The 12,267-nt window shown below is 28.8% G+C and carries 14 protein-coding genes; 6 read left to right on the top strand and 8 right to left on the bottom strand.

All coding sequences use genetic code 11. From position 1 onward, the window contains the following. Window positions 1-8: 8 nt before the first annotated feature. A complete protein-coding gene (gene mnmE, locus AMN84_RS04635) occupies window positions 9-1,340 on the bottom strand; it encodes a tRNA uridine-5-carboxymethylaminomethyl(34) synthesis GTPase MnmE (protein ID WP_075483848.1) in 1,332 nt (443 codons plus the stop codon). A gap of 49 nt (window positions 1,341-1,389) precedes the next feature. On the opposite strand from mnmE, the gene AMN84_RS04630 reads away from it, so the two are divergent. Beyond that, complete coding sequence (locus tag AMN84_RS04630) at window positions 1,390-2,223, top strand: sulfotransferase domain-containing protein (RefSeq protein ID WP_075483847.1); 834 nt, start codon at window positions 1,390-1,392, stop codon at window positions 2,221-2,223. On the opposite strand, the gene AMN84_RS04625 is transcribed toward AMN84_RS04630, so the two are convergent. The 5 genes from AMN84_RS04625 to hemE form a co-directional block, all read right to left on the bottom strand. Next, a complete protein-coding gene (locus AMN84_RS04625; protein ID WP_179850705.1) occupies window positions 2,214-3,896 on the bottom strand; it encodes an O-linked N-acetylglucosamine transferase, SPINDLY family protein in 1,683 nt (560 codons plus the stop codon). The genes AMN84_RS04630 and AMN84_RS04625 overlap by 10 nt on opposite strands. Before the next feature lie 69 nt (window positions 3,897-3,965). Next, window positions 3,966-5,237: a transcription termination factor Rho gene (gene rho / locus AMN84_RS04620; RefSeq protein ID WP_075483843.1), complete on the bottom strand. Its 1,272-nt coding sequence runs from the start codon at window positions 5,235-5,237 to the stop codon at window positions 3,966-3,968. Window positions 5,238-5,289: 52 nt separating this feature from the next. Further along, window positions 5,290-5,730 carry a protoporphyrinogen oxidase HemJ gene (gene hemJ / locus AMN84_RS04615; protein WP_075483841.1) on the bottom strand — a complete coding sequence of 147 codons (441 nt, stop codon included), beginning with the start codon at window positions 5,728-5,730 and terminating at the stop codon, window positions 5,290-5,292. Further along, window positions 5,727-6,728, bottom strand: a complete 1,002-nt coding sequence (hemH, locus tag AMN84_RS04610; RefSeq protein ID WP_075483839.1) for a ferrochelatase — start codon at window positions 6,726-6,728, stop codon at window positions 5,727-5,729. Before hemH ends, hemJ begins: the two co-directional genes overlap by 4 nt. Further along, window positions 6,725-7,729 (bottom strand): uroporphyrinogen decarboxylase, encoded by a 1,005-nt coding sequence (gene hemE / locus AMN84_RS04605; protein ID WP_075483837.1) that lies wholly within the window; start codon window positions 7,727-7,729, stop codon window positions 6,725-6,727. The genes hemH and hemE overlap by 4 nt, the downstream gene beginning before the upstream one ends. 278 nt (window positions 7,730-8,007) lie before the next feature. On the opposite strand from hemE, the gene AMN84_RS04600 reads away from it, so the two are divergent. From AMN84_RS04600 to dnaQ, 5 genes are read left to right on the top strand one after another with little or no spacing between them, the layout of a single operon-like run. Continuing rightward, window positions 8,008-8,829 (top strand): pyruvate, water dikinase regulatory protein, encoded by an 822-nt coding sequence (locus AMN84_RS04600; protein ID WP_075483835.1) that lies wholly within the window; start codon window positions 8,008-8,010, stop codon window positions 8,827-8,829. Then, complete coding sequence (locus AMN84_RS04595) at window positions 8,826-9,410, top strand: Maf family protein (protein WP_075483833.1); 585 nt, start codon at window positions 8,826-8,828, stop codon at window positions 9,408-9,410. Before AMN84_RS04600 ends, AMN84_RS04595 begins: the two co-directional genes overlap by 4 nt. Then, the gene (gene aroE / locus AMN84_RS04590; protein ID WP_075483831.1) at window positions 9,407-10,195 is read left to right on the top strand and encodes a shikimate dehydrogenase; all 789 of its coding nucleotides are present in this window, start codon (window positions 9,407-9,409) and stop codon (window positions 10,193-10,195) included. The genes AMN84_RS04595 and aroE overlap by 4 nt, the downstream gene beginning before the upstream one ends. Beyond that, the gene (gene coaE, locus AMN84_RS04585; RefSeq protein ID WP_075483829.1) at window positions 10,192-10,764 is read left to right on the top strand and encodes a dephospho-CoA kinase; all 573 of its coding nucleotides are present in this window, start codon (window positions 10,192-10,194) and stop codon (window positions 10,762-10,764) included. Before aroE ends, coaE begins: the two co-directional genes overlap by 4 nt. Next, window positions 10,761-11,423: a DNA polymerase III subunit epsilon gene (gene dnaQ / locus AMN84_RS04580; RefSeq protein ID WP_075483827.1), complete on the top strand. Its 663-nt coding sequence runs from the start codon at window positions 10,761-10,763 to the stop codon at window positions 11,421-11,423. Before coaE ends, dnaQ begins: the two co-directional genes overlap by 4 nt. On the opposite strand, the gene AMN84_RS04575 is transcribed toward dnaQ, so the two are convergent. Further along, window positions 11,414-11,842, bottom strand: a complete 429-nt coding sequence (locus AMN84_RS04575) for a protein-export chaperone SecB (protein ID WP_179850704.1) — start codon at window positions 11,840-11,842, stop codon at window positions 11,414-11,416. The genes dnaQ and AMN84_RS04575 overlap by 10 nt on opposite strands. After that, window positions 11,826-12,251, bottom strand: coding sequence for an FxsA family protein (locus AMN84_RS04570; RefSeq protein WP_075483823.1), 426 nt, complete (start codon window positions 12,249-12,251; stop codon window positions 11,826-11,828). The genes AMN84_RS04575 and AMN84_RS04570 overlap by 17 nt, the downstream gene beginning before the upstream one ends. Between the last annotated feature and the right edge of the window lie 16 nt (window positions 12,252-12,267).

The raw sequence follows: 12,267 nt of genomic DNA, 5'->3' as shown, positions 1-12,267 counted from the left end.
AATTGGCATTATTTACCTATACAGAAATCATTGAAAATACTGCCTAATATGGCCTCTACATCAACTTTTCCAACAATTTTGCCTAAACTCACTTGTGCTAGTCTAAGATCTTCAGCACCTTTATCAAAATCTAAAGCTTCTGTTTTATCTCTAAAGTTTTGCAAATTTATTAAACATTCTTTCAAATTATTTTTGTGTCTTTCTCTAGTTACAAAAATGTCGTCACTGAACTTCATATCAGTAATTAAATTTTTTTTAATACGATTTATCAATTCATCTATGTTTTTTTCTTTGAGAAAAGATACTGAGATTGGATCATATTTATTGAGTCTATCCTTAACGTCAAATTTATTAAGGTCTGATTTGTTAATAACTAAAATTGTATTCTTATTAAATAAATCATTCAAAAAACCATAAAAATCAACATTTTTTGGCTCTATAACGACTATTCTAAGATCCGCTTCTTCTGCTTTTTTGAAAGCAAGTTTAATACCTTCTTTCTCAATTAGATCTTTAGAGTCTCTTATACCCGCAGTGTCAGAAATTATAACTGGATAACCATAAAAATTTAGATTTGTTTGCAACACATCTCTGGTAGTTCCTGCAACATCAGACACTATTGCTACATTTCTTTTACTTAAATAATTCATTAAAGTTGATTTACCAGAGTTGGGAGGACCAACTATAGCAATTTTATAACCTGATCTTATTTTTTCTCCGACTTCGTAGCTTAATAATATTTTTTTGATTTCATTCTCAATAATAGATACATCTTTTTTAACATCATCAAGAACATTAGAGGGTAAGTCTTCATCTGGAAAGTCAATCTTTGCCTCAATTTTTGACAAAACTTTTATTAATTTCTCTCTTAGTTCATTAAATTTTAAAAAAGACTTACCTTTTATAATATTTTGGGCCTGTTCCATTTGAATTTCTGTTTCTGCTGCTATTAAATCGCCTATCGCCTCTGCTTGCAGTAGATTTATCTTTCCATTTAAAAATGCTAACTTGGTAAATTCTCCGGGCTCGGCTAATCTGCATTTTTTTGTGCTTAAAAGGGTTTCTTGAAGCTCTTTAACTACAGCTTTGCTTCCATGCACATGTAATTCAGCCATATCTTCGCCTGTATAGCTTTTTGGGCCAGGAAACCATAAAACTATTCCTTGATCAATTGGTCTAGAATTATTGATATTGTTTAATTCCAGAAGGGTGGCCTCTCTAGGCTTTGGAAGCGCCTTATTTGTTAAAGACTTGATAAGGGAACTAGTCTCTGGGCCAGAAATTCTAATAATTGCAACTCCTGAAGCTCCTATTCCAGTTGATAAAGCACAAATTGTCATGATTATATTATATATTGAATTTTATATAAGGATATCATTAAAATATATCATGATAATTTGGTTGGCTTCATATCCTAAGAGTGGCAACACATGGATGCGTATGTTTTTAAAAAGTTATTTCATGGAATCAAATGAAAAACTTAACCTGGAAGGTTCAATTCTTGATAATTTTAAACCACAAGGTTTTCCAGATCAATTATTATTAGATCGACTTAAAGTAGATTATTTCAAATTTGAAGAAATAGTAAAAAATTGGGAAACAATGCAAGACTATATAAATCTTAATAATATAACGAACTTTGTTAAAACTCATAATGCAATGTGTACAATAGGCCAATACCAGTTTACTACAAATAGAAATACTAAAGGCGCGATCTACATAGTTAGAGATCCTAGAGACGTTTTGATCTCTCTTTCACATCACATGGGCCTTAATTATGAAAAAACATATGAAAATTTATCCTCTTCGTTCTATTTTGAATATCCTTTATCAGGGGATAAAAGATATAAAAAAACCTTAATCGGTACCTGGTCGGATCACTATAAATCTTGGAAAAATTATAAATCTTGTAAAACTTTAATTGTAAAATATGAAGATATGCTCTTGGATAAGTTCAATACATTTGAAAAAATAATAAATTATTTAAAGGAAGTTGATGGTACTAAATTAAACGAGGAGAAACTAAGAAAAGCAATAAAACAAACTCAATTCGAAGAGTTGCAAAAAATAGAAAAAGCTGAGGGTTTTTCAGAAAAGGGTAAAGGAGAATTATTTTTTAGAAGTGGAAAAACTGGTGAATGGAAAAAGGAACTACCAGCTAATTTAATAAAAAAGATCGAGACCCTTTTTAATAAAGAAATGATTGAATTAGGTTATTTATAATTTTTACTTATTAACTTTTGCATATTTACAAGTGCTTCAGAAAAATCATCACTAAATCCTTTTGTATCAAATAAGGGTGTTTTTTGAATTTTATCAAAAAGATTATTTCTTGTTTTTTCTAATTCGTTTATATTTTTAGCATAAAAAACAGCCTTTTGAACATAATCAGAGTTGCTTTTAGCAATAAAATTTTCAATATTTGCATTTCTTAAAATGCTTTCACCACACCTGGAATTAAAGTTATATCCTGCCTTACTTATTACAGGGACATTTTTCCATAATGCTTCAAAAGTTGTTGTCACACCAGTAAATGGAAAAGTATCAAGACATAAATCTATCTTATTATAAAGGTTTAAGTGAGATATAAAATCTTCCCTTTTTGTTTTTTTTAAAATTTCAACAGAATTTTTTAATCCTTCTTTTTCAAATTTTTTCTTTATAACTTCTTCGCAAAGCAACAAAGATGATTTTAAGACTAGCTTAGAATTCTTAACTTTTTTCAAAATTTCAATCCATGTATCTAGCACTTCGTCATTTACTTTCATAAAATTATTGAATGAACCGAATGTAAAATAGTTATTTTTTTTATAAGGTAATTCATTATAAACTCTTTTATATTCAAATCCACAATGTGAATTCCAAATTTTTGGAAGTTTATAAATTTTTGTTTCATATTCTTTCTCTTCGTCTTTCACAGTGTTCTTGTCAGCCAAAATAAAATCTACTTCTTTAAGACCAGTAGAATTATTAAAACCTAACCAACTAATTTGAAGAGGACATATTCTTGTATTGAAAATATTTATTCTATTATATGCCCATAAACCAACTAGATCTATCAATATATCTATGTTTTCATTCTGAATCGTATTGACTATTTCTTGATCTAATTTATCGCCAAGATTAATCCAGCCATCAAAAAGATTTAAATATTCATCAGTAATTTTATCATGTTGGTGGATTTTTGAGAGAGATAGAGCAATAGTCTCAAATTTTGTTTGTTTTAAATTTTTAATTAGATCTTTTATAAAGTAAAAAGTTGGATGTTGTTTAAAATCAGGTGAGTAAAAACCAACTTTAATTTTTTTTTTTGCTAAATCAATCTTGCCAAGTTTCTTTGAATTGAGGACACTAAATATATTAGAAAACTTTTTTTGAAACTCCGCAAAATTCTTTTGTTTCCAATCACTTATATACATTTGACCTGTAATATACGAAGATCCTAAAACTTTACTTAACCCATTTTTATTTATAACTTTTTTTACGGCGGCGATTTTTTCTTCATGTCTTATAAGATATTTGTACAAGTCGATGCCGTGTGCTAAGTATCTGTCGTTTTTAGAAAATTTTTTTTCTGCTTCAAGATACATCTTTTCAGATATCAAAATATTATTTATTAATTCAGAATCTTTTCGACCCATTTCAACACAAAGCTTTATATGGCTACATACAGAGTTAAGTGATATTTCACCTAGGTTGTCTTTATAAAAGGCAGTTTCAAATTCATTCAAAGCATACTGGACATCTCTATCTGTTTTACCTTTTTGTGATGCTCTAGAAACTGCAAGGATATTGTATAAGGCCGCAGATCTATTTTTTTCTGTTGTAAATGACTCAATCGCAAAAACAACCTCAGAGTATTTTTTTTCCTGAAAGAGTTTTTTTAATTTTTGCATATCAATGGACATAAACAAATACTATCAAATAAGAGATTATTTTAAATGAATTATTAAATGTACTTTTTCTTAGGAAGGCTTGTTCATGGAGTTAAAAAACTCTGAATTACTTTTAGTGTTTTTCAGCTTAGAATTTATAAATTCTATTGCATCCATTGAACCCATTGGAGCAATTATTCTTCTTAGGACATTCATCTTTTGAAGATCATTTTTTTCAAAAAGGAGTTCTTCTCTTCTAGTGCCAGATTTAGTGATATCAATTGCCGGAAATATTCGCTTTTCAGAAATTTTTCTATCCAATATTGTTTCGCTGTTTCCTGTCCCTTTGAATTCTTCAAAAATTACCTCATCCATTCTACTTCCTGTATCAATAAGAGCAGTTGCAATTATTGTTAAAGATCCGCCCTCCTCTATATTTCTAGCGGCTCCAAAAAATCTTTTAGGTCTCTGAAGTGCATTTGCATCTACACCTCCAGTTAAAACTTTTCCTGAACTTGGTACTACTGCGTTATATGCCCTTCCCAATCTTGTGATTGAATCAAGTAATATTACAACATCTTTTTTGTGCTCTGTCATTCTTTTGGCTTTTTCTATTACCATCTCTGCAACAGCGACGTGCCGTTGAGCCGGCTCGTCAAATGTTGAGCTTATAACCTCACCTTTAACCGTTCTTTGCATATCAGTTACTTCTTCAGGACGCTCATCAATTAAAAGAACCATTAAATAGCACTCTGGATGATTAGCTGTTATTGAGTTTGCTATACTTTGTAAGATCATAGTTTTTCCTGCTTTAGGGGGAGAAATGATTAAAGATCTTTGTCCTTTTCCAATTGGACTAACTAAATCAATCAGTCTTGGTGTTAAATTTGGTTTCTTCTCAACCGTTTTACTCTCAACTTCCATAACTATTTGTTTGTTTGGATATAACGGGGTTAAGTTATCAAAGGCTATTTTATGTCTGGATTTTTCAGGATCTTCAAGATTAATCTTGCTCACTTGAAGTAAAGCAAAATATCTTTCTCCCTCTTTCGGGGCTCTTACAGGTCCTTCAACCGTGTCGCCTGTTCGTAAACCAAACTTTCTAATTTGACTTGGGCTGACGTAAATATCATCTGCTCCCGGTAAATAATTTGACTCTAAAGCTCTTAAAAATCCAAATCCATCTTGGAGAAGCTGAAGAACACCCATTCCAGTAATTTCTTCACCTTTTTCAGCAAGTTTTTTTAGTATTGCAAATAAAATTTCTTGTTTCCTAAGTGTACTTGCATTTTCAATGCCTAATTTTTCAGCCTGTTCAATTAGTTGTGCCGGGCTATTTTTTTTAAGTTCTTGGATTTTCATGTGGGGAAATAAACAATTTGATTAAGCTAATATAATATATATTTATAATATTTCAACCTCCTAATGGCTTTAAAATTGCAAAAAAAATGATCAAAATTAACAGTATAGTTGGTATTTCATTAATAATTCTAAAATATTTTGAGCTTGATGTATTTCTGTCGTCTTTAAATGCTCTTAAACACGATCCAAGGTAAAAGTGATAAGCCGTTAAAACGACAACCAAAAAGAATTTAACCTGCATCCAAAGTGCACTTAGTAATTCAGCACCAACAGAATGTATTAAGGCCAAACCAAATATCCATGAAAGTAACATTGCTGGATACATAATGTAGAAATACAATTTACTCTCCATTACTTTAAAGACCTTACAAATCTCCACATTTGATGAGTTTTCTGTGTGATAAACAAATATTCTTGGTAAATATAACAGTCCTGCCATCCAAGAAATCACTGCAACTAAATGTAAAGATTTAAATATTAAATAAAAATTCATTTTCTTATGCTTTTATTGATTAAGTGCACTAATAATTTTATGTGATCCTCGTTATCATTTAAGCAAGGTATTGTATCAAATTTTTCTCCACCGGAGTCTAAAAAGCTTTCTTTTCCCTGAATAGAAATTTCTTCAAGGGTTTCAACGCAATCAGAAGAAAAGCCAGGAGAAATTACCAAAACATTTTTTTTTCCATCTTTAGGTAAATTTTCTAAAGTTTTATCTGTATAAGGCTGAAGCCATTCTTGAGGACCAAATCTTGATTGGAAAGTTGTTAAAATAGGTATGTCTTTATTAAAAGTTTCTTTAATCAATCTAGATGTTTTGTGACAATAACAGTGATATGGATCGCCTTTATCAAAATACTTTTTTGGTATGCCGTGATAAGAAGCCAATATCAAATCAGGCTTCCAGTTAATGTTACTAAGTTTGTGATTAATAGAATTTACAATAGCTTGAATATATAAGGGTTCAGACTCGTAATGAGGTATAATTTGAAGGCTAGGCTGCCATCTCATTTTCATTAATGTCCTATAAACCTCATCACAAACTGTTGCTGTTGTTGCTGCTGCATACTGTGGGTACAGTGGAAGTACTATAATGTTTTCACATCCGCTTTCTTGTAAACTTAACATTTTACTATTGATGCTTGGGTTCCCATATCTCATCGCAAAATCAACGATCAAGTTTTCACTAGATATAATAGATTTCACCTTTTCGGTCTGCTTAATAGTGTAATAGCGTAGCGGTGATATATTTTCCTCTTTCATCCATATTTCTTTATAAGCTTTCGCTGTTTTGGATGGTCTAAAAGTAAGAATGAATAAATTTAAAATAATTTTCCATAAGAAAGGATTTACTTCTATTACTCTTCTATCAGATAAAAATTCTTTCAAATATTTTCTTATATCCCACCAACTAGTAGAATCTGGGGTTCCTAAATTAACTAATAGTACACCTGTTTTACCAAAATTTACTTTCGGATGATCGTTGTTCATTTGTAATCTTTCACTAACTCTACCATATATTTGACTGTTTCAGGATTTGTTTTAGGCAAGACACCATGACCTAAATTGAAAATGTATCTATTATTTTTGAACGCATCTAAATATTTTAAAACTCCCTTTTTCACTATTTTAGATTCTTCTAGTAAAATTTTAGGATCAAGACCTCCCTGTATTGGTATCTCAATTTCATGTTTTATAACGTTAGGATCTACGTTGTAATCAATGCTTATTATATCTGTTTTTGTTTTTTCAACATATTTTCTATAATTTTTAATATTTCTTGGAAAACAAATTGATGTGGAAGATTTTTCTTTTATAAAATTAGTTAATTTTTGTGTTGGATTGTAAACAAAATACTCTAAATCATCTTCTTCTAATAAACCTGCCCAACTATCAAATATTTGAATTATTGTGGCGCCATTTTTAATTTGTGCATCAATATGAATTTTAAGAAATTCAATAACTTTCTCTAATAATATATTTACTTCTTTATTTTTTGGTATGGAGTTAAAATTGTTTTCTTTTGGAGACTTTCTATTAAGCATATAAACCAACAAAGTCCAAGGGGCACCAACAAATCCTATTATATCTTTATTTTTTTTAGACAATTTTTTTTCAACGAGTTTTAAAGACTCATAAACTGGATTTAAAGTAGAGATAAACTCTTGTTTGCTTATATTGTTTAAAATATTTATATCTAATTTACCAAGTTCAGGTCCATAATTTTTCATAAATTTTACTTTTTGTCCCAATGCATAAGGGACTAATAAAATATCAGAGAACAATATTGCGGCATCGAAATTAAATCTATCTAAAGGTTGTAGAGTAATTTCGGAAGATAGTTTTTTATTTAAACATAATTTAATAAAATCCTCATTCTTTTTTCTGATTGATCGAAATTCAGGCAAATACCTACCTGCTTGCCTCATTAACCAAATAGGTATTTTAGTTGTGTTGTTTTCTATGCAATTTCTGATCAACGTATTATTCATTTATGATATATTATTTATAGTATTAGTTTTATGTCCTGTTAATAATGGTAACTTAATTTTTTTAACATCTTTATAACAGTTTTTTCACATATGATTTAATAAATTTGTCATAGATTTGTTATATTTTTTACAATTTACATTTTTGAGGTATTAAAAGTATAATATTATTTAACATGTTTAAAAATGTTTATAAATATGAGGTTATACAAATTAATCTCTACTATTAATTTAGAGGAACAATATGATGTCAATTCTTTAAAAATATAAACTATTTATACATGATTAATACATACGACATTTATTTAATTTCAGATTCAACAGGAGAAACTTTAGAAAGGATATTTCTAGCCATCAAAGCACAATTTAAAAGTTTTAAATATAAAACTCATTTTTATTCATTTACAAGAACAGAAAATCAAATCTCAAAAATATTAGAATCTTCAGAGATGAGTAAAAATTCAATAGTTTTATATACTATAGTTGATAATAAATTAGCTAAATTTTTGTCTGATAAATGCAACAAAAAAAAAATTCCCTGTTTTGGAATTCTCGGCGATCTAATTTTAAGATTTTCAAGGTTGTTGGATCAAGAAGCTCTTCATGTACCAAGCAGACAACATATTATGGATGATGACTATTATAAAAAAATTGAAGCTATACAATTCACTATGAATCATGACGATGGTAATTCCGTAGATGATATTGATAAATCTGATATTGTCCTACTTGGTGTAAGTAGAACCAGTAAAACACCAACAGCAATTTATTTAGCAAACAAAGGAATGAAAATATCTAATATTCCGTTAGTTAATGAAAATTCTGTTCCAGAAACTCTCAAAAAAAATCCGACTAAAAAATGTATTGTAGGTCTCACAGCAGAGCCAGAAAGACTTGTAGATCTTAGAAAAAATAGAATGCAATCTATTAATGAAAATGAAAATAAAAATTATATAAACTTAGATACAGTTCAAAAGGAGATGGAGGATGCTCGGAAATTATTTCAAAAATATAAGTGGCCAAGCATTGATGTGACAAGAAAATCAGTCGAGGAAACAGCAGCTTCAGTTCTGAAAATTCATGAAATATTTAATCAAAAATGAGAAAAATAATTTTAGCTTCACGAAGCGAAGTAAGAAAACAAATCTTAAGTAAGAACAACATAAAATTTGATGTAATACCATCAAATTTAGATGAAGATGAGATTAAAGAGAGTCTTGTCAAAGAGGGCGCAGATCCAGAGATGATTTCAAAAAATTTAGCCGAACTTAAAGCAGCAAAAGTAAGCCAAAATAAATTGGGTGAATTTGTTCTAGGAGCAGATAGTGTCATTGATTTAAATGGAAGAATTATTTCGAAACCCAAAGATAGAAAGAAGGCTTTTGAAATTCTAAAAGATTTAAACGGCAAGACTCACTATCTTATAAGTTCCGTATGTATTTCATTGGATGGAAAGATGATTTGGAACTACACAGATAAAGCAGAAATGGTTATGAAAACGTTTTCTGAAGATGAATTAAAAAGATATCTCAAAAAAGTGTCAGATAAAAATCTATTTTCTTACAACGTTTATCAAATAGAAGGGGAAGGCAGAAAATTATTCGATGAAATTAATGGAGATACTGATACAATAATGGGACTTCCAATCAAGGAAATTAAAAAATATTTAGAAAGTTACGGATGAAAAATTTTTGCGTAATAGGAAATCCAATAGATCATTCTTTGTCGCCAAAAATACACAATCATTGGTTCAATGAAAATAAAATAGATGCCGTATATAAAAAAAATTTACTTCAAACATCGGAGCTTGAAAAATTTGTTGAAAAACTTCGTAGTTTAGAAATTACTGGAGCCAATGTAACTGTTCCATTTAAGAATTCAATAGTTCCGTTTTTAGATAAGTTAAGTGTAGAGGCCCAAAAAACTAATTCAGTCAATACTATTTTCAATGAAGGAGATAAGGTTATTGGACATAATACAGATATAGCCGGTTTTGAATTAGCGATTAGATATATAAATTATGAAATTAAGAGAAAAAAAATCTTTATAATTGGAGCCGGTGGCGTTTGTTCATCAATTATATGTGCTTTGGAAAATATGGGTTGTGAAAATATATTCCTAACAAATAGAACTTTAGAAAAGTCTCAGAAAATCAAAAAGATATTCAAAAAGATTGAAATTGTAAAATGGGGAAAAATACCAGACTTTGACATAGTAATTAATGCTACCAGTGTCGGACTAGACAATGATACAATCGATTTGGATCTTAATTTTCCTCACCAAAACAAATTTTTTTATGACGTGATATATAATCCGTCAGAAACACATTTTCTTAAGCAGGCTAGGGAAAATGGAAATAAGACAGAAAACGGAAAAATGATGTTTATTTATCAAGCTCATCAATCCTTTGCTATTTGGAACAAAGTATTTCCTAAAATTGATGATAAAACCATAAATTTAATAAAATGAAAAAAATAGCTGTAATTGGAGATATAGGTTCAGGAAAAACTCACTTTGCAAAACTTTTCAAAGCACCAACATTTAACGCTGATAAAGAAGTTGGTAAGATATATAGAAATAATCACTATATATTTAGGAGACTCAAAAAAAAATTTCCCAACTTTATAAAAAAATATCCCATAAATAAAAACGAAATTCTCAACATTATTTTTGCAAAACCGAATAATTTAAAAATAATTGGGAAATTCGTTCATCCAATTGTAAGAAAAAAAATGTCTAATTTCTTAAAGAAGAACAAAAAAAAGCCATTTGTATTATTAGATGTCCCATTATATGTTGAAAATAATTTAAATAAAAAAAAAGATATAATTATTTTTATTAAAGCGGATAAAAAAAAAATGATAAAAAATTTAAACAAAAGACGAGGATTTAATCATAAGTTGTTATATATTTTGAGAAAAAACCAGATGCCTTTAAGTAAAAAAAAAAAAATTGCTTCTTTTATAATTAATAACGACTTTAATAATTCTGAAGCAAAAAAAAAAGTTAAATTTTTAAAAGGTAAAATTTTACAATGAAAGAAGTTGTTCTAGATACCGAAACTACAGGTCTATCTGTTGAAAACGGTCATAGAATCGTTGAAATTGGATGTATAGAATTAGATAATCAGATAATTACAGATAAGAGATTCCACTGCTACTTAAATCCTCAAAGAAAAGTTTCTGATGAAGCTAAGAAAGTTCATGGTTATTCAGATGAATTTTTGGCAGATAAAAAAAAGTTTTCCGAGATTGTTGAAAATTTTTTAAAGTTTATTGAAGATAAAATTTTAATCATTCACAATGCTCAATTTGACTTATCCCATTTGAACAATGAGTTGAAAATATTGGGGAAAAAACCTATAGATAAAAAAAATGTAATAGATACTCTCGAACTCGCAAGAGAAAAGTTTCCTGGCTCTCAGATAAGTCTTGATGCATTATGTAAAAGATTTAGAATCGATAATTCGAGAAGAACTTATCACACTGCACTCATTGACTGTGAACTTCTTTCAAAGGTTTATATCAATCTTATAGATCAAAAGGAACCTAGATTAGCTTTTTTAGAAAATATTGGTATAGACAATCTTAAAAAATCAAACAGCGATTATTGCAAAAGGATAATTAAACCCTCCAATGAGGAATTAAAAAATCACGAAATTTATTTAAAAAAATCTCAAAAAAAACATTACTTTTGACCCATATTTTTTTCAAATAGCTCAACGAAATTGATTTTTTTCTCTAATTTTAAATCTGGATATCCGATTGATTTTACTATTTCTAAGAAAATTTTTTCAATTTCTGGATATACATCTGTCGGCACGTCTCTTAGAAATATTTTTTGAAGTTCATTTTTATTTACGGCCTCTTGCTCCACTCTAACAATGGTCGCATGTGTCATTTCAAAATATCCCTTATTATCTTTTTTACTTTTATCGTCGAAAGTAAGCTTAACATCAACTTCTGCCATATTATTTTTTAGAGGAATTGAGTTGATATCAATATTTAAAGTATATTTTGGAATATTATCCTTTAAATACAAATAACTTTCAATATTTTGAATTTTTGATAATACATCCTTTACAAAAGTCGTTAAAATTTTATAATTTTTTGTCATGTCCATCTTCCTTATCTTCATATTCTCCATCAATCAAATCATCTTTGGCGTGCTGAGAACTTTTATGGTTTTTTGCAAGTACTCGAAAAATGAATTTTCTAGTTAATGGAAATATTATTAAGAACCCCAATACATCAGTAGCAAACCCAGGTATTATCAATAATAGAGCCGCTAAAGCTAATGCAGCCCCTGATATTAATTCAAATAAAGGCATTTGATTTTTATAAATTTGAGACACTCCTGATTTTAGAGTATTTAAACCCTCATATCTGGCATAATAAACCCCAATTATAGCTGTAACAAATATTAATGAGATGGTTGTGAAAGCTCCAATTTGGCTTCCAATTTTGATAAATAAATAAATCTCTAGAATTGGGACCAAAATTATCAATAAAAGTACTGTGTTCATTTGTCATTAATCTAAA

It is taken from the genome of Candidatus Pelagibacter communis, assembly GCF_001180105.1.
Classification (GTDB): Bacteria; Pseudomonadota; Alphaproteobacteria; order Pelagibacterales; family Pelagibacteraceae; genus Pelagibacter; species Pelagibacter ubique_K.
This window is presented reverse-complemented; position numbering and strand designations above follow the sequence as displayed.

Coding starts and splice junctions, on each gene's coding strand:
- mnmE (WP_075483848.1), bottom strand. CDS start 1,340: ATGACAATTTGTGCTTTATCAACTGGAATAGGAGCTTCAGGAGTTGCA.
- AMN84_RS04630 (WP_075483847.1), top strand. CDS start 1,390: ATGATAATTTGGTTGGCTTCATATCCTAAGAGTGGCAACACATGGATG.
- AMN84_RS04625 (WP_179850705.1), bottom strand. CDS start 3,896: ATGCAAAAATTAAAAAAACTCTTTCAGGAAAAAAAATACTCTGAGGTT.
- rho (WP_075483843.1), bottom strand. CDS start 5,237: ATGAAAATCCAAGAACTTAAAAAAAATAGCCCGGCACAACTAATTGAA.
- hemJ (WP_075483841.1), bottom strand. CDS start 5,730: ATGAATTTTTATTTAATATTTAAATCTTTACATTTAGTTGCAGTGATT.
- hemH (WP_075483839.1), bottom strand. CDS start 6,728: ATGAACAACGATCATCCGAAAGTAAATTTTGGTAAAACAGGTGTACTA.
- hemE (WP_075483837.1), bottom strand. CDS start 7,729: ATGAATAATACGTTGATCAGAAATTGCATAGAAAACAACACAACTAAA.
- AMN84_RS04600 (WP_075483835.1), top strand. CDS start 8,008: ATGATTAATACATACGACATTTATTTAATTTCAGATTCAACAGGAGAA.
- AMN84_RS04595 (WP_075483833.1), top strand. CDS start 8,826: ATGAGAAAAATAATTTTAGCTTCACGAAGCGAAGTAAGAAAACAAATC.
- aroE (WP_075483831.1), top strand. CDS start 9,407: ATGAAAAATTTTTGCGTAATAGGAAATCCAATAGATCATTCTTTGTCG.
- coaE (WP_075483829.1), top strand. CDS start 10,192: ATGAAAAAAATAGCTGTAATTGGAGATATAGGTTCAGGAAAAACTCAC.
- dnaQ (WP_075483827.1), top strand. CDS start 10,761: ATGAAAGAAGTTGTTCTAGATACCGAAACTACAGGTCTATCTGTTGAA.
- AMN84_RS04575 (WP_179850704.1), bottom strand. CDS start 11,842: ATGACAAAAAATTATAAAATTTTAACGACTTTTGTAAAGGATGTATTA.
- AMN84_RS04570 (WP_075483823.1), bottom strand. CDS start 12,251: ATGAACACAGTACTTTTATTGATAATTTTGGTCCCAATTCTAGAGATT.